The 23,556-nt window shown below is 73.2% G+C and carries 19 protein-coding genes; 5 read left to right on the forward strand and 14 right to left on the reverse strand.

Annotation, left to right across the window (positions count from 1 at the left end; translation table 11 throughout):
- Nucleotides 1–107: 107 nt before the first annotated feature.
- The 3 genes from ACIBPB_RS08420 to ACIBPB_RS08430 are packed head-to-tail and all read right to left on the reverse strand — an operon-like array spanning nucleotide 108 to nucleotide 3,300.
- A complete protein-coding gene (locus ACIBPB_RS08420) occupies nucleotides 108–1,718 on the reverse strand; it encodes an ABC transporter permease (protein WP_396838918.1) in 1,611 nt (536 codons plus the stop codon).
- Nucleotides 1,715–2,665 (reverse strand): ABC transporter ATP-binding protein, encoded by a 951-nt coding sequence (locus tag ACIBPB_RS08425; protein ID WP_396838919.1) that lies wholly within the window; start codon nucleotides 2,663–2,665, stop codon nucleotides 1,715–1,717. The genes ACIBPB_RS08420 and ACIBPB_RS08425 overlap by 4 nt, the downstream gene beginning before the upstream one ends.
- Complete coding sequence (locus ACIBPB_RS08430; RefSeq protein ID WP_396838921.1) at nucleotides 2,662–3,300, reverse strand: TetR/AcrR family transcriptional regulator; 639 nt, start codon at nucleotides 3,298–3,300, stop codon at nucleotides 2,662–2,664. Before ACIBPB_RS08430 ends, ACIBPB_RS08425 begins: the two co-directional genes overlap by 4 nt.
- 100 nt (nucleotides 3,301–3,400) lie before the next feature.
- Between ACIBPB_RS08430 and recQ the strand changes: the two genes are divergently transcribed.
- Complete coding sequence (gene recQ / locus ACIBPB_RS08435) at nucleotides 3,401–5,242, forward strand: DNA helicase RecQ (RefSeq protein ID WP_396838922.1); 1,842 nt, start codon at nucleotides 3,401–3,403, stop codon at nucleotides 5,240–5,242.
- 86 nt (nucleotides 5,243–5,328) lie between these two features.
- Here recQ and ACIBPB_RS08440 read toward each other — a convergent pair whose 3' ends face one another.
- The 5 genes from ACIBPB_RS08440 to rsgA all read right to left on the reverse strand — a co-directional run bounded on the left by ACIBPB_RS08440 (nucleotide 5,329) and on the right by rsgA (nucleotide 14,027).
- The gene (locus tag ACIBPB_RS08440) at nucleotides 5,329–5,979 is read right to left on the reverse strand and encodes a C39 family peptidase (RefSeq protein WP_396838923.1); all 651 of its coding nucleotides are present in this window, start codon (nucleotides 5,977–5,979) and stop codon (nucleotides 5,329–5,331) included.
- 957 nt (nucleotides 5,980–6,936) lie between these two features.
- The gene (gene uvrC / locus ACIBPB_RS08445) at nucleotides 6,937–8,877 is read right to left on the reverse strand and encodes an excinuclease ABC subunit UvrC (protein WP_396838925.1); all 1,941 of its coding nucleotides are present in this window, start codon (nucleotides 8,875–8,877) and stop codon (nucleotides 6,937–6,939) included.
- Between the two features lie 87 nt (nucleotides 8,878–8,964).
- Entirely contained in the window at nucleotides 8,965–9,456 is a 492-nt protein-coding gene (locus tag ACIBPB_RS08450) for a Rieske (2Fe-2S) protein (protein ID WP_396838926.1), read from the reverse strand.
- A gap of 338 nt (nucleotides 9,457–9,794) precedes the next feature.
- Nucleotides 9,795–12,740: an excinuclease ABC subunit UvrA gene (gene uvrA / locus ACIBPB_RS08455; protein WP_396838927.1), complete on the reverse strand. Its 2,946-nt coding sequence runs from the start codon at nucleotides 12,738–12,740 to the stop codon at nucleotides 9,795–9,797.
- A gap of 207 nt (nucleotides 12,741–12,947) precedes the next feature.
- Entirely contained in the window at nucleotides 12,948–14,027 is a 1,080-nt protein-coding gene (gene rsgA / locus ACIBPB_RS08460) for a ribosome small subunit-dependent GTPase A (protein ID WP_396838928.1), read from the reverse strand.
- Between the two features lie 230 nt (nucleotides 14,028–14,257).
- Here rsgA and ACIBPB_RS08465 point away from each other — a divergent pair, with 230 nt between their 5' ends.
- Together ACIBPB_RS08465 and ACIBPB_RS08470 are read left to right on the forward strand one after the other, a co-directional pair.
- Complete coding sequence (locus ACIBPB_RS08465) at nucleotides 14,258–14,974, forward strand: maleylpyruvate isomerase family mycothiol-dependent enzyme (RefSeq protein WP_396838929.1); 717 nt, start codon at nucleotides 14,258–14,260, stop codon at nucleotides 14,972–14,974.
- Nucleotides 14,975–14,981: 7 nt separating this feature from the next.
- Nucleotides 14,982–15,635 carry an MBL fold metallo-hydrolase gene (locus tag ACIBPB_RS08470; RefSeq protein ID WP_396838930.1) on the forward strand — a complete coding sequence of 218 codons (654 nt, stop codon included), beginning with the start codon at nucleotides 14,982–14,984 and terminating at the stop codon, nucleotides 15,633–15,635.
- Nucleotides 15,636–15,690: 55 nt separating this feature from the next.
- Here the strand turns inward: ACIBPB_RS08470 and ACIBPB_RS08475 are convergent, their stop codons facing one another.
- Nucleotides 15,691–16,314 carry a VTT domain-containing protein gene (locus ACIBPB_RS08475; RefSeq protein ID WP_357329269.1) on the reverse strand — a complete coding sequence of 208 codons (624 nt, stop codon included), beginning with the start codon at nucleotides 16,312–16,314 and terminating at the stop codon, nucleotides 15,691–15,693.
- 93 nt (nucleotides 16,315–16,407) lie between these two features.
- Nucleotides 16,408–17,082, reverse strand: a complete 675-nt coding sequence (locus tag ACIBPB_RS08480) for a 50S ribosomal protein L11 methyltransferase (protein WP_357329267.1) — start codon at nucleotides 17,080–17,082, stop codon at nucleotides 16,408–16,410.
- A 178-nt stretch (nucleotides 17,083–17,260) separates the two neighbouring features.
- Between ACIBPB_RS08480 and ACIBPB_RS08485 the strand changes: the two genes are divergently transcribed.
- A complete protein-coding gene (locus tag ACIBPB_RS08485; RefSeq protein WP_013287480.1) occupies nucleotides 17,261–17,464 on the forward strand; it encodes a cold-shock protein in 204 nt (67 codons plus the stop codon).
- Nucleotides 17,465–17,514: 50 nt separating this feature from the next.
- On the opposite strand, the gene ACIBPB_RS08490 is transcribed toward ACIBPB_RS08485, so the two are convergent.
- From ACIBPB_RS08490 to ACIBPB_RS08505, 4 genes are all read right to left on the reverse strand, one after another.
- Entirely contained in the window at nucleotides 17,515–18,786 is a 1,272-nt protein-coding gene (locus tag ACIBPB_RS08490; protein WP_396838931.1) for an MFS transporter, read from the reverse strand.
- The gene (locus ACIBPB_RS08495; RefSeq protein WP_396838932.1) at nucleotides 18,783–19,358 is read right to left on the reverse strand and encodes an ArsR/SmtB family transcription factor; all 576 of its coding nucleotides are present in this window, start codon (nucleotides 19,356–19,358) and stop codon (nucleotides 18,783–18,785) included. The genes ACIBPB_RS08490 and ACIBPB_RS08495 overlap by 4 nt, the downstream gene beginning before the upstream one ends.
- A gap of 102 nt (nucleotides 19,359–19,460) precedes the next feature.
- Nucleotides 19,461–20,330, reverse strand: a complete 870-nt coding sequence (locus tag ACIBPB_RS08500; protein ID WP_357329260.1) for a hypothetical protein — start codon at nucleotides 20,328–20,330, stop codon at nucleotides 19,461–19,463.
- 320 nt (nucleotides 20,331–20,650) lie between these two features.
- Complete coding sequence (locus ACIBPB_RS08505; protein ID WP_396839475.1) at nucleotides 20,651–21,181, reverse strand: MarR family winged helix-turn-helix transcriptional regulator; 531 nt, start codon at nucleotides 21,179–21,181, stop codon at nucleotides 20,651–20,653.
- A 137-nt stretch (nucleotides 21,182–21,318) separates the two neighbouring features.
- Here ACIBPB_RS08505 and ACIBPB_RS08510 point away from each other — a divergent pair, with 137 nt between their 5' ends.
- Nucleotides 21,319–23,454, forward strand: coding sequence for an MMPL family transporter (locus ACIBPB_RS08510; RefSeq protein ID WP_396838934.1), 2,136 nt, complete (start codon nucleotides 21,319–21,321; stop codon nucleotides 23,452–23,454).
- Nucleotides 23,455–23,556 lie beyond the last annotated feature (102 nt).

Genomic DNA, 23,556 nt, shown 5'->3' on the forward strand with positions numbered 1-23,556 from the left:
GCCGGGATTGGCGCCGGCCCGGTCGGCTTCGCGGGGTGCGTGCTGAACGGCGGGCGCGCGACGACCTGGTCGCGACGGTGGGCGGGGCGGAAGGCAGGGCCGGGGCATCAGGCGTGGGGGATGCCCCGACGGCGGAAGGCGACGAACCCCACCAGGGCGAGGGCGACGGCCACGACGGCCAGCGCGGCCAGATCGCCGGCGTCGACAGCTGCCCGCGGCGGTGCCCCGACATGCGTGGTGGGGGCGAGGTCGAGCACCCAGCGCCGGAGTTTCAGGCCGGGACCGAGCAGGGCGATGAAGGTCGCCACGGCGTACGCCGCCCGGCTGAGCGCGAAGCCGCGCGGCCAGAGGCCGAACACGGCCAGGGCGAGGCCGGCGAACACCAGTTCCGCCGGCAGGTAGTCCAGGCCGGCCCGCAGCACGGCCCCGGTCTCGCCGGGACTTCCCACCGACCACGCGGTCGACAGGGCGAGGACCGCCGACGAGCCGGCGACGATGAGCACCAGCCCGGCCGCGACGACGGCACCGTGGGCGGCAAGCCAGCGGGTCCGGGAGAGCGTGCCGGCGAGCCGGGTCTCCAGGCGGCCCTCGGCTTCCTCGGCCCGCAGGGTGCCGATCGCCTGGGTGACGTACCCCGCGCCGAGGACGGCGAGGTAGAGCTGGGTCATCGCGATGAAGCCGTCCAACGGCCGGGGGCCGCTGATGCCCACGGCGTCGCCCAGCGCGGGATTGCCGGCCAACGCGTCGAGAAACTGTCGGGCCAGCGCGCCCATCATCCCGGTGAGCAGGATCGCGCCCGCCAGCCAGCCCGCCGTCGCCGGGCGGTGCAGCCAGACCGCGAAGCCGATCGGCCGCCGCCGCGGCCGGGTCGCGCGGGCCGGGCCCGGGCCGCCACGCAGCAGGGCGCTGCCGACGTCCCGGCGCGCGGCCAGCCACACCGCCGCGCCGCCCGAGGCCACGCCGGCAACGGCCGGGACGGCGAGCACCCACCACCGCTGGTTCCCGAACGGCGCGGTCTTCTCCGCCCACCCCAGCGGGGACAGCCAGGTCAACCGGCTCGTGGCCGTGTCGCCGACGCCGCGCAGGACGTACGCCCCGGCGAGGGTGATCAGGCTCCACGTGTACACCCCGCGGGCATGGCGCACGAGTTGCGCCAGCAGAGCCGCGAACCCGGCGAACACGAAGGCCAGCGCGCCGAGTGCCGCGCCGTAGAGGATCGCGCCGGACACCGGGACACCGGCGAGCACCAGGCCGGCGGCGAACAGGACCGACGTGACGACGATCGCCGCGGTCGCCACCACGAGGGCCGCCAGGACGGGCTGGTGCCGGGCGATCCGGCCGCCGAGGATCGTCTCGAGCCGGCCCGACTCCTCCTCGCGTCGCGTCGACCCGGCGATCAGGCCGATGCCCAGCAGCGGAAGCAGGAACGAGGCCAGGAAGCCGAACTCGTCCTGGATCACCCCACCCAGGCTGTCGATGCCCTCGACGTGGCCGTTGATCGCGGCCAGCGCGCTGCCCGCGGTGACCGCCTCGGCATAGGTGTGGATCTTGGCCGGGGTGTCGTAGAGGCCGGCGACGGCGACGGCTGTCGCGATCATGCTCGCGGCGAGGGCGAGCACCCAGACCACGATGCCGCGCCGGCGGGTACGCCAGACGATGCCCACCATGACGCCCAGCCCGCTCCGGCTGGAGACCGCCGGTGGGTACCAGCCGCTCATCGCGCGTCCTCAGCAACCGGTTCGCCGGTCTCCCGGGCGCCCGCGGCGTCCCCGTAGGCGCGCAGGAACAGCGCATCGAGCCTCGGCGGGGCGACGGTCAGGGTGCGGATCCGTGCGGCGTGCAGCCTCCCGATCACCTCGTCGAGGTGGTCGGCGTCGGTGGTGAACCGGACGTCGAGCTGGCCATCGCGCCGTTCGCAGGCCCAGTCGGCCACCCCGTCCGCCTGCGCCAGGTCTCCGGGTTCCTCGACGGTGACGGCGTGCACCGAGGTCCGGGCGTGGCGGCCCAGGTCGGCGAGGCTGCCGGTGGCGACGGTGCGGCCACGGCGAATGATGCTCACCCGGTCGGCCAGCGCTTCGACCTCGCTGAGGATGTGGCTGGAGAGCAACACGGTGACACCGTCGTTCCTCCGTTCCCGCACGCACTGCTGGAAGACCTGCTCCATCAGCGGATCGAGCCCGGACGTGGGCTCGTCGAGGACGAGGAGGTCCACCTGGGCGGCCAGCGCGGCCACCAGGGCGACCTTCTGACGGTTGCCCTTGGAGTAGTCCCGGATCCGCTTGGTCGGATCGAGCTCGAAGCGTTCGATCAGGCGGTCCCGGCGCCTCTCGTCGACCGCGCCGTGCGTGGCCCCGATGACGTCGAGGCACTGGCCGCCGGTCAATCCGGGCCACAGCGCGACGTCCCCGGCGACGTAGGCCAGCCGCCCGTGCAGCGTGGCGGCCGCCCGCCAGGGGTCGGCGCCGAACAACTCGACGTGACCGCCGGTGGCCCGCATCAGCCCGAGCAGGATGCGGATGGCGGTGGACTTGCCCGCCCCGTTCGGACCGAGGAAACCATGCACCTCGCCCGGCCGCACGGTGAGATCCAGTCCGTCGAGGGCACGTACCTTTCCGAATGTCTTGGTGAGGTTCTGGATGTGGATGACATGGGCCGGCTGAGTCACGAGGCTTCCTCCCCGGGCGCCGTCACGAACGCGCCCTCCGTGTAGACGGCGGTGGCTTCTCTGGCCCAGCGGGCGATGCCCTCCGGGGTGAGCGGATCAACTCCGATCGCGGCGGCGATCTGGTTGCGCAGCAGGACCAGCGCGAGGTCGTTGACCAGGAGGAACGCCGCCCGGACCGCGGGGTCCTCAGCCGGTCGAGCGGCGCCGATCTCGGTCATCGAGTCGAGCAGTTGGCGGGTGCGGGCGTGCCAGCGACCGAACAACGCCGCTCCCGCCGGGTCGTTGACGAGCAGCAGGCGGCGCAGGTACGCGGGCAACGGCGAGCCGTGCGGGAAGGCCCGGGCGAACATCTCGGCGATGGACGCCCCGCCGTCCCCGCTGATCGCCTCGGCCACGTCCCGCTCGTCCATCGAGAAGAGCGCGTCGAACGCCTGCGCGGCGTAGCCGTCCACGGCGGCCCGCAGCCCGTCCTTGCTGCCGAAGTGATGCACGACGAGCGCGGGGGACACCCCTGCCGCCGCGGCGATCTCCCGCACCGTGACGGCGTCATGCCCTCGCTCGGCGAACAGGCGCAGCGCGGCGTTGCGGATGTTGGCCTTGCCGGTGAGGTCGCTATCGTCAGAGGCTGAACGCATGTTCAATAGATTAAACGCTTGTTCAGCGCCCGGTCAACACCTCCCCGCGACGGGGACGAGTCGTAGCGGTCTTGTCCGGGCCCGCTCGTAGACTGCGCGAATGGTCTCCCCCACCGATCAGCGGACCGAGGACGCGCTGCGGGTGCTCAACCGGGTGTTCGGCTACGACACCTTCCGCGGCTTCCAGCAGGACGTCGTCGAGCACGTGGTGGCCGGCGGCGACGCGCTGGTGCTGATGCCGACCGGCGGCGGCAAGTCGCTGTGCTACCAGATCCCGGCGCTGGTCCGGGACGGCGCCGCGGTGGTGGTCTCGCCGCTGATCGCCCTGATGCAGGACCAGGTCGACGCACTCACCGCCGTCGGCGTCCGGGCCGGCTTCCTCAACTCGACGCAGGACCTCACCGAGCGGCGCCGGGTCGAGGCCGCCTTCCTCGCCGGCGAGTTGGACCTGCTCTACCTGGCGCCGGAGGCGCTGGCGGTGCGCGCCACCCTCGGCCTGCTGGAGCGAGGCCGCATCGCGCTGTTCGCGATCGACGAGGCGCACTGCGTGTCGCAGTGGGGGCACGACTTCCGCCCCGACTACCTCAACCTGTCGATGCTGCACGAACGCTGGCCGGCGGTGCCGCGCATCGCGCTGACCGCCACGGCGACCCGGGCCACCCGCACCGAGATCGCCACCCGGCTCCAACTCACCGACGCCCGGCACTTCGTGGCCAGCTTCGACCGGCCCAACATCCAGTACCGGATCGTGCCCAAGCGGGAGCCGCGCAAGCAGTTGCTCGCCCTGCTGCGCGACGAGCACCCCGGCGACGCCGGCATCGTCTACTGCCTCTCCCGCGCCTCGGTGGAGAAGACCGCGGAGTTCCTGGTCCAGCAGGGCATCCCGGCGCTGCCGTACCACGCCGGGCTGGACGCGACGACCCGGGCGACCAACCAGCAGCGCTTCCTGCGCGAGGACGGCCTCGTCATGGTCGCCACGATCGCCTTCGGCATGGGCATCGACAAGCCCGACGTGCGCTTCGTCGCCCACCTCGACCTGCCCAAGTCGGTGGAGGGCTACTACCAGGAGACCGGCCGCGCCGGGCGCGACGGGCTGCCGTCGACCGCCTGGCTGGCGTACGGGCTGCAGGACGTGGTGCAGCAGCGCAAGATGATCGAGACGTCCGAGGGCGACCTCGCGCACCGGCGCAACCTGGCCAGCCACCTGGACGCCATGCTGGCGCTCTGCGAGACGGTCCGCTGCCGCCGGGCGCAGCTGCTCGAATACTTCGGCGAGGGCGGCACGGCCAACTGCGGCAACTGCGACACCTGCCTCGAGCCGCCGGAGTCCTGGGACGGCACGGTCGCCGCCCAGAAGCTGCTCTCCACCGTCTTCCGGCTGGACCGGGAACGCAACCAGCGCTTCGGCGCCGGGCACAGCATCGACATCCTGCTCGGCAAGCACACCGACAAGATCGACCAGCACGGTCACGACGCGCTGAGCACGTTCGGCATCGGCACCGAACTGCGGGAGGCCGAGTGGCGGGGCGTGGTGCGGCAACTGCTCGCCGAAGGGCTGCTCGCCGTGGAGGGCGACTACGGCACCCTCGCGCTCACCGAGGCCAGCGCCGAGGTGCTGGGCCGCCGCCGCACGGTCACCCTGCGGCGCGAGCCGGAGCGGCCGGCGGCCGGCCGGTCGGCGAAGCCACGCGGGGCGGCCACCGTGGTCGCCGACCTCACCCCGGCCGCCGCGTCGGTGTTTGAACGGCTGCGCGCCTGGCGCGCGGCCACCGCCAAGGAGCAGGGCGTCCCGGCGTACGTGATCTTCCACGACGCCACCCTGCGGCAGATCGCCACGGAGGCACCCGCCTCGCTGGCCGAACTGTCCCGGATCAGCGGCGTCGGCGAGAACAAGCTGGCCAAGTACGGCGACGGGATCCTCGGCGTCCTCGCCGAGTCCTGAGACCGGGCCCGTCCGCGGACACGACGAAGGGCCGACCCCTTGTGGGGGCCGGCCCTTCGTGCTCGCTCCTGTCAGCGGATAGCCGGTCAGGAGGCGCTGTAGCCGCGGGTGGCGATCCAGTCGGCGAGGTTGTCGACGCTGATGCGGTAGGAGGCGGTGTTCGGGTCGGCCGAGTCGGCGATCGTGACGGTCTTCCCGCCGTCGCGGTAGCCGATGACGCTGATGTAGTGGCCGCCTTCGAAGGAGTGGGTGTTGCCGTCGGTGTCGGTGGCGGTGCCGGCGATGTTGGCGACCACGGCGCGGCCGTCGTCGACGGTGCGCACGATGTCGGCGCGCAGGGTGTCGGTCTGCTTGTCGTCGGCCTTGCCGTCCTTGATTTCCACCGACCGGTAGTGCTTGCCGGTTTCCTTGTTCAGGACGGGGGTGATGTCGTTGATGCTGTTGGTGCCGGCCTCGGTGGTGCCCATCTCCTTGGCCATGGCGTCCACGTCGATGTTCTTACCGAGCACGGACAGGGCGTTGCGGGTGGCGGCGGGGCCGCAGTAGTAGAAGTTGGGCTGGGCCTCGTAGCGGACGTCGAGTTCCCGCTCGCCGTGGCCCTTACGGTCGGTGCTGACCTGCGCGGTCTTCTGCGCGGGGGCGGCGTGGGCGGCGATGGCGGGGCCGGCGATCCCACCGGCGGTGGCGGCGAAGCCTGCAGCGGTCAGGACGGTGTTACGCAGCAGAGTGGTACGCATGATGAGTGCCTCTCTGATCGGGGGTGACGCGGCAGCCACACAAGGGGGGTGTCTGCTGCCGCGCGCAAAAGGGGGAAAGTCTTTGGGGGATGCCGGCGGTCAGGGGGTGACCTGCTCGGGCGTGCCGGGGGTGTAACCGTCGGTGGCGGGGAAGTGATTCCCTCGACCTCGTTGGTATCCCGGGGTGGACCGGTGGTGCACGGTCCCGGGGGATGTAACGGCCCGGGGCCGGGGATCGTTCCCCTCGGCCTTGACCCGGGGTGGACCGGGTGGTGCACGGTCCGGGGGATGTAACGACGGCCGGTGGCCGATCATTCCGGCCGGGCTCCACGCACCCTGGGGTGGGGCTGCTCTACGGTCTGCCATGTTCAACGACCCCGGCCCCGGCATGATTCCGCCCTGCGGGTGGCCCCGACCACGGCACATGAGGCCCCAAACCACCCAACGGCCACCACCGCCCACCAGCCGAATTCGGATGAGCCGACCATGCCGCGTCGCCGCAGCCCGGGATGGGGGTTCCGGACACTACCGACCTTGATGGCGGAAACGATCCACAGCGGGGCACGGAAGGGATGATCCACTCCGGTTGCGGCGATCTGGCCCTTCCTCGACGCCGGATACCCCTGTTTGCCGCATCCCGGCGTGTATCAGCCGCGCTGACCGGCTGGCCGCCGTGGCCGCGAGTCGTTCAGGTCAACAGACCAGTAGCGAGCGGAAGGACACCGGCCCGGGTGCCGCACCAGGCGAGAGGATGATCCACCCCAGTTGCGGCGATCTGGTGCTTCCTCGGCGCCGGATGGCCCCGGGTGCCGCATCGGGCGGAGGATGATCCACCCAGTTGCGGCGATGCGGCCCTTCCTCGACGCCGGATACCCCACTTGCCGCATTCCGGCGTGGATCAGCCGCGATGACCGGCGGGCCACCCCCGGCGGACGAGGCGGGCCCGCCGGGAGTGGGTCAGGAAGGGGTCTTGGCCGAGCCGGACTCGTCGAGGGCGGCGAGGATCGCCTCGGCGGTCCGCCGGCCCACGCCGGGCACCTCGGTGATCTCCTCGACGGTGGCGGCGGAGAGCCGCTTGAGTGAGCCGAAGTGCCGCAGCAGCGCCTTGCGGCGTACCTCGCCGAGGCCGGGGATGTTGTCCAGCGCCGATTCGGTCATCCGCTTGGACCGGCGCTGCCGGTGGAAGGTGATGGCGAACCGGTGCGCCTCGTCGCGTACGCGTTGCAGCAGGTAGAGCGCCTCGGAGGTGCGGGGCAGGATGACCGGGAACTCGTCGTCGGGCAGCCAGACCTCCTCCAGCCGCTTGGCCAGGCCGCAGAGCGCCACGTCGTCGATGCCCAGCTCGGCGAGGGCCTGCCCGGCGGCGGCCACCTGCGGCGCGCCGCCGTCGACCACGACCAGCTGCGGCGGGTACGCGAACTTGCGCGGCCGCCCGGTGGTCGGGTCGATGCCGGGCCGGTCGGGGTCCCCGGCGGTCTCCTCGCCGATCTCTCCGGTCTCGGCGCGGGCATCGAGGTAGCGGGCGAAGCGCCGGCGCAGCACCTCGGACATGGCGGAGAGGTCGTCGGTGGCGCCGCGGACGATGAACCGCCGGTATTCGCTCTTGCGGGGCAGCCCGTCCTCGAAGACGACCATGCTGGCCACCACGTCGGTGCCCTGGATCTGGGACACGTCGAAACACTCGATCCGCAGCGGCGAGGTACGCATGCCGAGCGCCTCGGCGATCTCGTCGAGCGCCTGGCTGCGGGTGGTAAGGTCGCCCGCCCGCTTGAGCTTGTGTCGGGCGAGCGCGTCCTTGGCGTTGCGCTCGACGGTCTCCAGCAGCGCGCGCTTGTCGCCGCGTTGCGGCACCCGCAGGGACACCCGGCTGCCCCGCCGGGTGGAGAGCCAGTCGGCGAGCGCGTCGGCGTCGCCGGGCAGCTCGGGGACGAGCAGCTCGCGGGGCACGTCGGCCTCGCCCTGCTCGCCGCCGTAGACCTGGGTGCAGAAGTGGTGCACCAGGTCACCGGTGGTCAGCTCCTCGGTCTTCTCCACCACCCAGCCGCGCTGGCCGCGGACCCGGCCGCCGCGGACGTGGAAGACCTGGACGGCGGCTTCGAGGGGGTCGTCGGCGAAGGCCACCACGTCGGCGTCGGTGCCGTCGCCGAGCACCACGGTCTGCTTCTCCATGGCTCGCCGCAGCGCGGCCACGTCGTCGCGCAGCCGGGCGGCCCGCTCGAACTCCAGCTGCTCGCTGGCCTCCAGCATGTCCTTCTCCAGCCGCCGGACCATCGTGTCGGTGCGGCCGGCCATGAAGTCGCAGAAGCTGTTGACGATCTCCCGGTGCCGCTCGGCGGTGACGCTGCCGACGCAGGGCGCGGAGCACTTGCCGATGTAACCGAGCAGGCAGGGCCGGCCGACCTGGCCGGCCCGCTTGAACACCCCGGAGGAGCAGGTCCGCGCCGGGAAGACCCGCAGCAGCAGGTCCAGCGTCTCGCGGATCGCCCAGGCGTGGGAGTACGGCCCGAAGTAGCGCACCCCCTTGCGCTTGGCGCCGCGCATCACCTGCAGGCGCGGGTATTCCTCGTCGAGGGTGACCGCGAGATAGGGGTACGACTTGTCGTCACGGTAGCGGACGTTGAACCGGGGGTCGTACTGCTTGATCCAGGTGTATTCCTGCTGGAGCGCCTCGACCTCGGTGGCCACGGTGATCCAGTCCACCGACTCGGCGGTGAAGACCATCTGCCGGGTGCGCTGGTGCAGGTTGACCGGGTCGGCGAAGTAGGAGTTGAGCCGGCTGCGCAGGTTGCGCGCCTTGCCGACGTAGATCACCCGGCCGGTGCCGTCCCGGAAGCGGTAGACCCCTGGCGACTCCGGGATGGTGCCGGTCGCGGGACGGTAGGTCGAGGGGTCAGCCACGCCGCAAGCCTAGTCCGCACCCCCGACAGGGACCGGTGCCGCGCGTCCCCGGCCAAGACTGCGCGGCGGGGGCCGCGGCGGTACGGCTCAGGCCAGGGTGATCTGCTCCCCGGTGATCTTGATGTTCTTCGGCGCCAGTGGCCTGGTCGCCGGGCCCTGCTTCACCGAGCCGTCGGTGATCGAGAACCGGCTGTTGTGGCAGGTGCAGTTGATCGTGCCACCGTCGACGTTCGACACCGGGCAGCCCTGGTGGGTGCAGATCGGGTCGAAGGCCTTGAACTCGCCGGCCGCCGGTTGGGTGATCACGACCCCCTTCGTGGCGAACACGGCCCCGCCGCCGACCGGGATGTCGGTGGTCCGGGCGAGCGGGCCGCTGCTGTCCCGCTCGCCGCCCTCCGGATCGCCGGCGTTGGTGGCGCCGGGAGGACCGGCGCTGGTCGGCGCCGAACCGCCGGCGGTGTCCCCCGCGTCGTCGCCACAGCCCGCCAGCACCACCGCGGCCCCGACCGCGCCGGCGCCCGCCAGCAGGGTGCGCCGGGTCTGGCCACCCGGTCCGGTCAGCACCTGATCGTCACTCATGTCCGGCCCTTCTCTCGGCTGCCGCCACTCGTCATGATCCCGTGGCCCCGCTTCGCAACACGGACCAGGGTGCCGCACGGTTCATACCGGCGCGTCACCAATCGGATTTCCGAACAGATACCGCGCCGGCCTGACCCGGCGCCGCGGCCGGCGTGGAGCGAGCACGGCACGGGCAGGACCGCTCCTGGGGCCGGCGTGGAGCGAGCACGGCACGGGCAGGACCGCTCCTGCGGCCGACGTGGAGCAAGGACGGCACGGGCAGACCGCTCCTGGGGCCGGCGTGGAGCGAGCACGGCACGGGCGGACCGCTCCTGCGGCCCGCCCGTGGTACGCCCGGGTCAGCGCGCCCCGGCGGGAACCTTGCGGCTGGCCCGCGGCCGGGTGGCGCCGTTGGCCTTGGCCGCCCGCGAGGTGGCCGCCGCGGCGCCCTTGGCCGCGCCGTCGAGCTTGAGCATCGGGCGCAGGAACTGGCCGGTGTGGCTCTCCGGCACCTCGGCGACCTCCTCCGGCGTGCCGGTGGCGAGCACGGTGCCGCCCCGGTGGCCACCCTCCGGACCCATGTCGATGATCCAGTCGGCCGACTTGATCACGTCGAGGTTGTGCTCGATGGTGATCACCGTGTTGCCCTTGTCGACCAGACCCTCGAGGACCATGAGCAGCTTGCGGATGTCCTCGAAGTGCAGGCCGGTGGTCGGCTCGTCGAGCACGTAGACGGTCCGGCCGGTGGAGCGCTTCTGCAGCTCGGAGGCGAGCTTGACGCGCTGCGCCTCACCGCCGGAGAGGGTCGGTGCGGGTTGGCCGAGCCGGACGTAGCCGAGGCCCACGTCGACCAGCGTCTTGAGGTGCCGGTGGATGGCCGGGATCGCGGAGAAGAACTCGGCGGCCTCCTCGATCGGCATGTCCAGCACCTCGGCGACCGTGCGGCCCTTGTAGTGCACCTCCAGGGTCTCCCGGTTGTACCGGGCGCCCTTGCACACCTCGCACGGCACGTAGACGTCGGGCAGGAAGTTCATCTCGATCTTGATGGTGCCGTCACCGGAGCACGCCTCGCAGCGGCCACCCTTGACGTTGAAGGAGAACCGGCCCGGACCGTACCCCCGGACCTTGGCCTCGGTGGTCTCGGCGAAGAGCTTGCGGACGTGGTCCCAGACGCCGGTGTAGGTGGCCGGGTTCGACCGGGGCGTGCGGCCGATCGGTGACTGGTCCACGCCGACGACCTTGTCCACGTTCTCCAGGCCGGTGATCCGGGTGTGCCGGCCGGGGACCAGCCGGGCGCCGTTGATCTGGTTGGCGAGCACCGCGTAGAGGATGTCGTTGACCAGGGTCGACTTGCCGGAGCCGCTGACCCCGGTGACCGCGATGAGCTGGCCCAGCGGGAAGCTGACGGTGAGGTTGCGCAGGTTGTGCTCGCGCGCCCCGTGCACCACCAGCTCCCGTTCCGCGGTCTGCGGCCGGCGGACGGCCGGCGTCGGGATCTGCCGGCGCCCCGACAGGTACGCCCCGGTGACCGACTCCTCGTTCTCCAGCAGCGCCGGCACCGACCCGCTGTGCACGATCTTGCCGCCGTGCTCGCCGGCGCCGGGGCCGATGTCGACGATCCAGTCGGCGACCCGGATGGTGTCCTCGTCGTGCTCGACCACGATCAGGGTGTTGCCCAGCCCGCGCAGCCGCAGCAGCGTCTCGATCAGCCGGTGGTTGTCCCGCTGGTGCAGGCCGATCGACGGCTCGTCCAGCACGTAGAGCACCCCGACCAGGCCGGAGCCGATCTGGGTGGCGAGCCGGATGCGCTGCGCCTCGCCGCCGGAGAGGGTGCCCGCCGGCCGGTCCAGGGAGAGGTAGTCCAGCCCGACGTCGAGCAGGAACTTCAGCCGGGCGTTGATCTCCTTGAGCACCCGCTCGGCGATCATCTTCTGCCGGTCGGTCAGCTCGATGCCGGCGAGCAGGTCGGCCGCCTCGCCGACGGAGAGGTTGCAGACCTCGGCGATGCTCTTGCCCGCCAGGGTGACCGCGAGCACCTCCGGCTTGAGCCGGGCGCCACCGCAGGCCGCGCAGGGCACGTCGCGCATGTAGCCCTCGTACTTGTCCCGCGACCACTCCGACTCGGTGTCGCCGTGCCGGCGCTCGATCCACTGCATCACGCCCTCGAAGCCCGTGTAGTACGAGCGCTCGCGGCCGTACTTGTTGCGGTAGCGGACGTGCACCTGGTCGTCGGAGCCGTGCAGGATCGTCTTCTGGGCCCGCGACGGCAGCGCCCGCCACGGGGTGTCCACGTCGAAGTGCTGGGCCTCGCCGAGGGCCTCCAGCAGGCGCAGGAAGTATTCCAGGTTGTGCCCGGTGGCCCAGGGCTGGATGGCGCCCTCGCGCAGGGTCCGCTCCGGGTCCGGGATGACCAGCTCCGGGTCGACCTCCTTCTTGGTGCCCAGGCCGGTGCACTCGGGGCAGGCGCCGTACGGGGCGTTGAAGGAGAAGACCCGGGGCTCCAGGTCCTCGATCGCGAGCGGGTGGTCGTTGGGGCAGGCCAGGTGCTCGGAGTAGCGGCGCTCCCGGTCCGGGTCGTCCTCGGCCAGGTCGACGAAGTCGAGCAGCACGATGCCGCCGGACAGACCGAGCGCGGCCTCGACCGAGTCGGTCAGCCGCCGCTTGGCGCCGGGCTTGACGCTGAGCCGGTCGATCACCACCTCAATGGTGTGCTTCTCCTGCTTCTTGAGCTTCGGCGGCTCGGTCAGCGGGTGCACCACGCCGTCGACCCGGGCCCGCGCGTAGCCCTTGGCCTGGAGTTCGGCGAAGAGGTCGACGTACTCGCCCTTGCGGCCGCGCACCACCGGGGCGAGCACCATGAACCGGGTGCCCTCGGCCATCGCGAGCACCCGGTCGACGATCTGCTGCGGGCTCTGCTTGGAGATCCGCTCGCCGCAGATCGGGCAGTGCGGCTCGCCGACGCGGGCGAAGAGCAGCCGGAGGTAGTCGTAGACCTCGGTGATGGTGCCGACGGTGGAGCGCGGGTTGCGCGAGGTGGACTTCTGGTCGATGGAGACCGCGGGGCTGAGGCCCTCGATGAAGTCGACGTCGGGCTTGTCCATCTGGCCGAGGAACTGCCGGGCGTACGAGGACAGCGACTCGACGTAGCGCCGCTGGCCCTCGGCGAAGATGGTGTCGAACGCCAGGCTCGACTTGCCCGACCCGGAGAGCCCGGTGAAGACGATCAGGGCGTCCCGGGGCAGGTCGAGACTGACGTCACGCAGGTTGTGCTCGCGCGCGCCACGGATGATCAGTCGGTCGGCCACAGTGCCTGTGCTCCCGGAGAAAGAATGGAGGCGGATCTGTCCGCTCGGAGCGTGGTCTGAGCGGTTTTCGAGGGTTGTCGAGGCGCACGGAAGACGCCCGGGCAACTCTAGCCCCGAGGTATGACAAGTTTCCGCGCGCGCACATTCCCCCAGGTCAGCTCGGTCGGGCGGGGCGTGCTCGCCCCACCCGACCCCACCGTCCTCCGGTCAGAATCCGCCCGGCGCCGGCGGCGCCGTCGGACGCCCCGTCCGCCGCCGGCCACCCCGCCAGCCGCCCCGCCGCTCGGCCGCGAGCCGAGCCTCCCGGCGGCCGCTCTCGTAGGCCACCTCGCGCTGCAGCCGGCGCCAGCTCTCCCAGCGCCGGGGCGGCAGCTCCCCGCTGTCCAGCGCGGCGCGCACCGCGCACGCCGGCTCGGCGTCGTGCGCGCAGTCGGCGTACCGGCAGCCGCTGGCCAGCTCGGCGATGTCCGCGAAGGCCCGGTCCAGGCCGGCCGTGCCGTCGAGCAGACCGACGGCCCGTACGCCGGGGGTGTCCAGCACCGCGCCGCCGCCGGGGATCGGCACCAGGGCCCGCCAGGTGGTGGTGTGCCGGCCCTTGCCGTCGGAGCGGCGGATCGCCTGGGTACGCATCACGTCCGTCCCGGCCAGGGCGTTGACCAGGCTCGACTTGCCCGCGCCGGACGGCCCGAGCAGCCCGAGCGTCCGGCCCGGGGCGACGTGGCGGCGCAGCGGGTCCAGCCCGGTGCCGCGCTCGGCGCTGACCGGCAGCACCGGCACCCCGGGGGCGAGCGCGGTGAGTTGCCGGGCCACCGCCGCCGGGTCGGCGGCCAGGTCCGCCTTGGTGAGCACGAGCAGCGGCTCGGCCCCGGACTCGTGGGCCAGGGAGAGCAGCCGCTCGATCCGCTCGGCGTCCGGCGCGGGGTGCACCGGCTCGACCACCGCGGCGGCGTCGAGGTTGGCGGCGAGCACCTGCCCGCTGGCGTCCTTGCCGGCGGTGCGCCGGATCAGGGCGGTACGCCGGGGCAGCACCGTCTCGACCGTCACCGGCCCGTCCGGCCAGGTGGCGAGCAGCACCCAGTCGCCGGCGCAGGGCAGCGCGGTCAGGTCGCGGGCGGCGGCGGCCAGCACGGCCCCGCCCAGGCTGGCCCGGACCGGCCCGTCCGGGCAGAGCACGGTGCAGACGCCACGGTCGACGCGGGCCACCCGGCCCGGCCGGCGGTCGGCGTGCCGCGGTACGTGGGCCGCCCGGTCGGCGTCCCAGCCGAGGGCGGTCAGATCCAGTGTCATGGTGTCCTCATCGGTGTCGAGGGGGTTCAGGGCGGAACACGGGTGCTGCGACCGGCATGCTCACCACCTCCCCTCCGACTCCCGGCTGCGGCGTCCGGCGACGACCCCGACCCGGCGCGTCCGAACCGGTGCCGCGACCGAAGCCGTCGACCAGACGGTAGGGGGCGCGCCGGCGCGCCGAAAGCTATTTCCCCGGCGACGTTGCCGGGCCGTACCGCTAGGGTCGTTTCGTGACCAGCGATCCCCTCCTGCTGACCGGCGAGCTGGACGAGGCCATGGCGCGGCTGCTGCGTACCGTGTCCGGTTTCGGCCCGGCGGACGTCGCCGCCGCGTCCCTGCTGCCGGGCTGGACCCGCGGCCACGTGCTGACCCACCTGGCCCGCAACGCCGACGGCTTCGTCAACCTGCTCACCGCCGCGCGCACCGGCGAGCCGATCCCGATGTACGCCAGCCCACAGGCCCGCTCCGCCGACATCGAGACCGGGTCCGGGCGGCCGGCCGCCGACCTGCTGGCCGACCTGCGGCACAGCGCCGAGCGGTTCACCGCGGCGGTGGCGGCCATGCCGGTCGAGGCGTGGGCGGCCACGGTGCAGACCCGGCGCGGCCCGTGGCCGGCCGCGATGCTGGTCTGGGGGCGGCTGCGGGAGATCGAGGTGCACCACGTGGACCTCGCCGCCGGCTACCGGGCGGCGGACTGGCCGGACGCGTTCGCCCAGCGGTTGCTGCACGAGGTGGTCACCGGCCTGGCCGGCAACCCGGCGGCGCCGGCCATGGTGCTGCGCTTCGACGGCGTCCGGTCCGAACTCGTCGTGGGTGACCCCGAGGGGGCGCCCACGATCACCGGCCCCGCGCCGGAACTCGCCGCCTGGCTGACCGGGCGCAGCGCCGGCGAGGTGCTCACCGTCACGCCCGACGGTCCCCTGCCGATCCCACCGGAATGGATATAGAAGCCGCATGACCTACACCGGAGACGTCACGCCCGGCGGCACGCCGGACGTCCGCGACCTCGACCGGCTCACCATCACCAAGGTTTCGGTGGGGCCGATGGACAACAACGCGTACCTGCTGCGCTGCCGGGAGACCGGCGAGCAGGTGCTGATCGACGCCGCCAACGAGGCGCCGCGGCTGCTCGAGCTGATCGGCGACGGCGGGCTGGCCAGCGTGGTCACCACCCACCAGCACATGGACCACTGGGTGGCGCTGGAGGAGGTGGTGGCGAAGACCGGCGCCCGCCCGCTGGTGGGCGCCGAGGACGCCGAGGGCCTGCCGATCGAGGCCGCCCCGCTGCGCGAGGGGGACACCGTGCCGGTCGGCTCCTGCGCCCTGGAGGTGATCCACCTGCGGGGGCACACCCCGGGCTCGATCGCGCTGCTCTACCGCGACCCGTCCGGCGTGCCGCACCTGTGGACCGGCGACTCACTTTTTCCCGGCGGGGTGGGGAACACCAACCAGGACCCGGAGCGGTTCGGCCAGCTCATCGACGACGTGGAGGGCAAGCTCTTCGACCGGCTGCCCGACGAGACCTGGTTCTATCCGGGCCATGGCAAGGACAGCACGCTCGGCGCCGAGCGCCCGGCGCTGCCGCAGTGGCGGGCCCGCGGCTGGTGAGCCGCCGCCGGCGCGGGTCGTGGACCCGCGCCGGCGCACCGTCCCCCCCGGACGGTCAGCTCGCCGACCCCACCCCGGTCAGCGCGCGCAGCGGGCGCCGCGCGCCGTAGAGCAACGCCCCGGCGAGCAGCAGCCCGACCAGCATGGTGAGCAGCGTCGGGCTGGGCGCGCCGGGCAGCAGCGCCGCCACCGCCCGGGCCGCGGTGCCGAGCCCCACGTAGAGGCCCGCCCAGAGGGTCGCCCCGGCCGCGGCCGCGGCCAGGAACCTCGGGTACGACATCCGCAGCCCGCCGGCGGCCAGCGGCAGCAGCGCGTTGAACACCGGCAGGAACGGCGCGACCAGCACCATCCGGCCGCCGCCGCGGCGCAGCACCGCCTCCGCCGCGGCCCACCGGGACTCGCCGATCCAGCCGCCCAGCCGGCTGCCCCGCAGCGCCGCCCCCCAGCGCCGCCCGGCCAGGAAGCTCAGCGACCAGCCGGCCAGGCAGCCCAGCACCACCGTCACCACGGTGGCCACCGCGGTCGACGGCCGGCCCGCCCCCACCGCGGCGAGGACCGCCGCGTCACCGGGCACCAGCACCCCGACCAGCGGTACGGCGTCGGCGAGCATGACCAGGCCGAGAGCCGCCATCAGCGACTCGACGGGCAACTCTCCGAGGTGGGCCAGTAGATCGATCACGGGTGGAACGCTACGGCCGCGACGCACCCGGCACATCCGGCCCGATCCCCCACCCGACCCTGACTCCACCCTCGGGGTCGACCCCCGGTCCACTCAGTGCGGTCGCAGCACCTGGACCCGGCGGACCGGGGAGTCGACCGCGGGTTCGGTGGTGGGCACCCGGTAGCTGGCCACCACCTCCAGCCCGTCCGCCGGCAGGTGTCCCCGGTCCGGATCGCCGACCAGCACCTGCGCGCCGCGCGCGGCGGAGCGCTGGAGGAACGGCAGCACCCGGGCGGCCAGCGCCGCGTCGTAGAACACGTCACCGGCCACCACCAGGTCGACGTCGGCGGTGCCGTCCAGCAGGTCGCCGCCGGTGGCGGCGACGCTCACCCGGTTGGCCCGCGCGTTGACGGTCACGGCCGCCACCGCGTACGGGTCGACGTCGTTGGCGACCACCAGCTCGGCGCCGGCGAGCGCGGCGGCGATGGCGACCAGCCCGGATCCGGCGGCCAGGTCGAGCACCCGCCGCCCGGTGACCAGCTGGGGGTGGTCGAGCAGGTGCCGGGCGATCGCCTGCCCGCCGGCCCAGACGGACGCCCAGTACGGCGGCGGCAGCGACCGGCCGGCCGCCGCTTCCATCCGGGCCCACCAGAGGATGGCGTCCTCGGCCAGGTGCAGCCGCACCTCCGGCACGAACGGGGTGTCGACCAGCCGGAGACCGTCCAGGCCGCCACCATCGCCCGCGATCTCCCGTTCCAGGTCGGCCAGCGCCGTCCGTGTGCTCATCGGGGCAAGCATGCCCCGCACCGGCCCCGGGCGGAGGGATTTCCCGCCGACGACGTATTCGTGGGCGCGCCCGGGCACTTCCGGCAGCGGATCCCCGTCCGGGCGGTTACTGTCGGGACAGCACAGGGCGATCACCGGCAGCGACCGGTGCTCCCCCGCATTGAACAGGGAGAGACGCATGGCAACCGGCACGGTCAAGTGGTTCAACTCGGAAAAGGGCTTCGGCTTCATCGAGCAGGACGGCGGAGGTCCGGACGTGTTCGTCCACTACTCGGCCATTCAATCCAGCGGCTACCGCGAGCTGAACGAGGGCCAGAAGGTCGAGTTCGAGGTGACCCAGGGCCAGAAGGGCCCGCAGGCGGACAACGTCCGTCCGATGTAGCTACGTGCCGGTGGCGGCGGTCGGATGCCGACCGCCGCCGCAGCGCATCCTCACGCCGGGGCAGCCGGCAGGTCACGACGTCGCCGCAGCGGCCCGGCCAGCAGGATCAGCGGGGTCAGCGCCAGCCAGGCGGTCATCATCCGGATCGCCCCGGCCGGCCCCCACACCGCGCCCAGCGCGCCGGCCAGCACGGCCGCGGCCGGGATCGTGCCGTAGTTGAGCAGCTGCATGCTCACCGTCACCCGGCCGAGCAGCCGGTGCGGGGTGTACGTCTGCCGGAAGCTGCCCTTGATCACGTTGCCCACCGCGACGCCCAGGCTCACCAGCACGCCGCCGAGCACCAGCCACGCCGTGCGTGCGCCGGGTCCGGCCAGCGGGATGAACAGCGCGGGCGGGCCGGTGAGGGCACCGGCGAGCAGCAGCGTACGGGCGCTGCCGAGCCGGTGGGCCAGGCGTGCGGCGAGCGCGGCGCCGATCACGCCGCCGAGGCTGGCGAGACCGATCAGGAGGCCGACCAGGCCCGCCGGGAGGTCGGCCGAGCGGACCAGGAACACCACGAGCACCGCCTGGTAGCCGGTGAGCCCGATGTTGCTCGCCGCCCCGAAGACCGTCAGCACCCGCAGGTACGGGTCGCGGACGACGAACCGCAGCCCGGCGGCGACCTCGCGGCGCAGCGACGTCGTCCCGCCGGGACGGTCCGGCCGAGGCTCGACGGCGCGGATGCGACGCACGCACAACGCGGACAGCAGGAAGCTGAGCGCGTCCAGCGCGACAGCGGTCACCGCGCCGACGAGCTGGGCGATCAGGCCGGCGAGTCCGGGCCCGACGAGGTAGCTCGCCGTCTGCGTGGCGTGCAGCCGGGCGTTGGCCTCGGGCACCTGCTCGGGACGCAGCAGCGTGGGCAGGTAGACCTGGTCGGCGGTTTCGAAGAAGACCCGGGCCAGGCCGGCGCCGAGCGCCACGATCAGCAGGTGCGCGACGGTGAGCAGCCCGGCCAGGGCGGCCACCGGCACGCTGGCGAACAGCGCCGCGGCGGCGAGGTCGGCGGCGATCATCACCGGGCGACGGCGGACCCGGTCGACCCACGCCCCGACCGGCAGACCGGCCAGCAGCCAGGGCAACCAGGCCGCGGCGGTGAGCACCGCCACCTGGAAGGTGGTGGCATCGAGCACCGCGACCGCGACCAGCGGCAGCGCCACTGTGGTCATGTTGCTGCCCACGGCGCTCACCGTGTGACCGGTCCAGAGCAGCCGGAAGTCGCGGTGCCGGAACAGCCCGCCGCGCGTCGCCGACGCGGACCCGCGGGCCGGCGCGGTGGTCACGGCCGGCCCGGGACGCCGTGGGCGAACAGGAAGACCGGCTCGCGGCGCTGCCCGTCGTCGGGCACCGGCCGGTCGGCCCACCGGGCGAACAGCGCGATCACCTCGCGGCTGAGTTCGGCCAGCTCGTCCGGCGTCAGACGCAACCACTTGTCGGTGCTGAACGGCCCTTCGCCCCACTCGGCGTGGGCCTCGTCGGGGGCCGCGTGCCAGGCGCGGACCAGTTCGGCGTGCCGTTCCAGGTTGAGCGAGCTGGCGGCGTCGACCACCACCCGGGCCGCCGGGTCGTCGGCGAAGTCGCTGCTGGACCAGCGCACCCCGCGGTCACGCAGCCGCCACCAGCGTTCCCGCCGGTCGCGGGCCAGCTCGGGCGCCTCGAGCAGCAGGTCGGCGGCGGCGAGCACCTTGAGGTGGTGGCTCACGTTCGCCGGCGCCTGGTCGGTGCGCTCGGCGAGCATGCCGACGGTGCACGGGCCGTACACCTTGAGGACGTCCATGAGCCGGCGGCGCAGCGGATGGGCGAGCGCGGCGAGCACTCGCGAGTCGGTGACCTGTCGGACGTCGTTCCGTTCCATGCCGCGACCCTGCCATGTGCAAGAGTTATTGCGCAATAGCTCTTGCGTTTATCTCGCCCGCGACCGGTGCGGTGGGGGCCGTGCCACCGCACCGGCGGCGGATCAGGCCACCATCCGCCGGGCCAACTCGTCGGCCACGTCCTTGGCCATCTGCGGCGGGATGGCAGCGGCGATCTTCTCCGGCGGCAGGCCGGCCAGCACCCCGTTGACGATCGCCTGCTCGTCGGTGAAGTCCTTGCCGGACAGCGCGGTCACCTGCGCGGCGAGGGCGTCCACCCGGAGCATCAGGTAGTCGATCTTGGCGACCAGGCTGTTGCTGCTGGTACGGGGGCCGGAGCCGTCCGGGTCGACGCTGCGACCCATGCTCGACCCGCCATAGAACATGCCGGTGTAGATGTTCTTGATCTGCTCCTCGGCCTTTGCGCTCATGTCGTCGTCCTCCAGTAGCCCGATGGTGGTGAGGTAGCGGCGGAACAGCGGGGTCTGGTCCCGGCCCGCCTTGGTGGAGTCGCGGAAGAAGCTGAAGTGGGTGTGGAAGAGATGGCTGGAGTCGCCGGTGCTGCGCTTGCCCAGCCGGTCCCACCGCCGCACGGTCCGGCCGTCCGGCGAGTAGATGATCTCCCTGAGGTCCCCGGTGCCGGCCGCGCCGGCCACGCACTGGGCGACGCACCAGGTGGAGAACGTACGCAGGTTGTGGGTGGCACCGCCGGACTTCACGGTGAACTCGCCGACGTCCAGCGCGGACGCGTACAGGGTGAGCCCGGAGGAGTCCCGGGTGGACTCCACGACGGAGTAGTCCCGGGCCACCACCCGGTCGGAGCCACAGTGGTAACCACCGCGGTGACCGGCGTCGCCGACGATGCCGACCTCGGCGGGTTCGAGGTCCACGGCGCGCACGGCGCCCTTGTCGATGTTGAGGTGGGTGAGTAGCAGGTTGCGGACGGCCAGGAGATTCGGTGGGGCTGTGGTCATACGGAACCGCCTTCCGGATCGTTCACCGACCGGACACGGCAATCACTGCCCGTGAGGCAACCGACGCGGGGACACGTCCGGTCGGGAGGATGCACAGCGCCGGGCACTTGCACCGAGAATATCCGCGCCGACGGCTAAATGCCCAGGTCAGAGGCACTATCTGGAACTATGGGGCGGCTGTGGACGGTGCCTCGACGCGCGGCGGGACCAGCCACGAAGGACACTCGCGATTCGGTGGCACCTCGGGCGGGTCCAGCACACAGAGTTACGACACCGTCCGGCGGCCCGCCGGCACCGCCGGGTGGATCCCCCGGCGACGGTCAGTCCGCCGCCCCGGCGTCCGCGGCGCGCTTGGGCGGTTCGCCCCGGGCGGCGCGCATCGCGTTCCGGTGCTCGCGCATCGAGGTCACCATCTCGGCCATGAACCGGTGCACGGTCTCCAGTTCCTCGTCGCTGAACCGGGCCATCACCTGGTCGTTGCGGCGCCCGAGCGGGGCGAAGAAGCTGCGAGCCAGTTCCGCGCCCTGGTCGGCGTAGCGCAGGAACACCTTGCGTCGGTCGGCGGTGTCCCGGTCCCGGCGGATGTGCCCGGCCCGCTCGAGGCGGTCGATCAGCGCGGTCACCGAGCCGGAGGAGAGGTTCAACCGCTCACCGAGCCGGCCGGGGGTGATCGGGTCGCCGACCAGTTCGGCGTCCATCACGGCGATGAGGGCCTGCAGGTCGGTGGCGTTGAGCCCGTGCAGGCCGGCGAACGCGTGCCCGACGTGCTGGGCGTCCGCCGCGTAGCGCCGCAGGTCGTTGGTGATGTCCGCGATCATCCGGGCGCGCCGGTCGTCCCGCCGCCGATACATGCTCTGCGCTGCCACGTCTCGCTGCCGCCCCCTGTCCGACCGGTCCGGTTGCAGCATAGAACCCCGGCGGATAATCTCGGTTGTCAAGATACTAGGTCACCGAGTAACCCGGCACACGATCACGTGAGGGCACCCCGATGTCTCTGTTCACCCGCGTCGCCCGGGGCCGGCTGGCCGCCTGGCTCACCGTGGCCGCCGCGCTCGTCGTCAGCGCGCTCGTCTTCGGCCTGCCCAGGCCCGACAACCCCGCCCCGGTCTCCGCCACCGGCCTCTCCGTGCAGTGGCAGTCGACCCAGGTCGAGCGCCTCCAGGAGCAGCTGCCGGCGAGCGACGTCCAGCCGGCGATCGTGGTGGTCTCCCGGGCCGACCGGGCGCCGCTGTCGGAGTCCGACCGGGCCGCGCTCGACGGCGCGTCGGCCGCCCTGGGCGGGCTCGCCGCCGGGGGCCGGGTCGCGCCCGCCCAGTTCTCCCCCGACGGCACCGTGGCGCTGGTGGCCGTACCCCTGTCCGCCGTCGGCGGCCGGGACGCCCTGGTCGACGAGGTGACCTCGGTGCGCGAGGCGCTGGCCGACCTGCCCGACGCGCTGACCGTCGAGGTGACCGGGGCGCCCGCCTTCACCACCGACCTCGCCCAGGTCTTCGACGGTGCGGACATCACCCTGCTCGCGGTCACCGCCGCCGTCGTGGCGGTGCTGCTGCTGCTCACCTACCGCAGCCCGTTCCTCTGGATCGTGCCGCTGCTGGTGGTCGCCGCCACCGAACAGGTCACCCTGCGCGCGGTCGACAGCCTCGTGCCGGCGCTCGGCATCCACCTGCAGGACGGCCAGGTCACCGGCATCGCCAGCGTCCTGGTCTTCGGCGCCGCCACCGACTACGCCCTGCTGCTGATCGCCCGTTACCGGGAGGAACTGCGCCGCGAGGAGAACCGGTTCACCGCCATGCGGGCCGCGCTGCGCCGGACCGCCGAGCCGATCCTGGCCAGCGGCGGCACCGTCGTGCTCGGCGTGCTCACCCTGCTGCTGTCCGAGCAGGAGACGAACCGGGCGCTCGCGCTGGCCTGCGCCACCGGCGTGGTGTTCGCCATGCTCTCCGCGCTGTTCGTCCTCCCGGCCGCGCTGGTGCTCTTCGGCCGGGGGCTGTTCTGGCCCTTCGTACCCCGGGTCGGCAGCCCGGCCCGCGAGGGCCGGCTCTGGGGCCGGCTGGGCGCGGCGGTGATCCGCCGGCCGGCGCCGGTCGCGGTGGTGGCCACGCTGGTCCTCGCCGGCCTGGCCCTCGGCGGTCTCGGCATCCGCACCGGCCTGTCCGAGACCGAGCAGTTCCGGGTGAAGCCGGAGGCGGTCGCCGGTGCGGAGACCCTCGCCCGGGCCTTCCCGGCCGGCGCCACCCAGCCGCTGGCCGTGCTCACCAACCCGGGCGCGGCCCCGGCCGTGCTGGCCGCCGCCGGCGCGGTCGACGGGGTCGCCTCCGCCCGGCCGGGCGCCACCGGGGACCGGGTCGCCCAGATCGACGTGGTGCTGACCGCCGAGCCGGGCACGGCCGCCGCCGACCGGTCCGTGACGGCGCTGCGGGACGCGGTCGCCGCGGTGCCGGACTCGGCGCCGCCGGCGGTGGCCGGCGCGGACCGCCCGGACGGCGCGTTGGTCGGCGGTACGGTCGCCGCCAGCTACGACTCGGAGCGGGCGAACACCAACGATCTGCGGCTCATCCTGCCGATCATCCTGCTGCTGGTCGGGGCGGTGCTGGTGCTGCTGCTCCGCGGCCTGGTCGCCCCGGTCCTGCTGGTGCTCACCGTGATCGCCTCGTTCTTCGCCAGCCTGGGCGCCGCGTGGCTGATCTTCGACCACGTGCTCGGCTTCCCGGCGCTGGACAGCGGGGTGCTGCTGCTCGCCTTCGTCTTCCTGGTGGCGCTCGGGGTGGACTACAACATCTTCCTGGTCACCCGGGCCCGGGAGGACGCCCGCCGGACCGGCACCCGGGACGGGATGCTCTCCGCGCTGCGGGTCACCGGCGGGGTGATCACCAGCGCCGGGGTGCTGCTCGCGGCGGTCTTCGCCGTGCTCGGCGTGCTGCCGTTGCTCACCCTCACCCAGATCGGGATCATCGTCTGCGTCGGCGTGCTGCTGGACACCCTGCTGGTCCGCACGGTGCTGGTCCCGGCGCTGGCCTTCCTGCTCGGCGACCGGTTCTGGTGGCCGGGCCGGATCGCCCGCGAGCCCGACGCCCCGGCCGGCACGCCCCCGGCGCCCGCCGAGCCGGTCGGTGCCCGGGACTGACCAGACGGCGGGGGCCGGGTGGACGACCACCGGGCCCCCGCCTCGGGCCAGCCGGCCCGAGGTCTGCCAGCGCACCCGAGTTGCCGCGAAGCGGCCCCTCAA

This window comes from Micromonospora sp. NPDC049836 (assembly GCF_044465125.1).
Lineage (GTDB): Bacteria > Actinomycetota > Actinomycetes > Mycobacteriales > Micromonosporaceae > Micromonospora.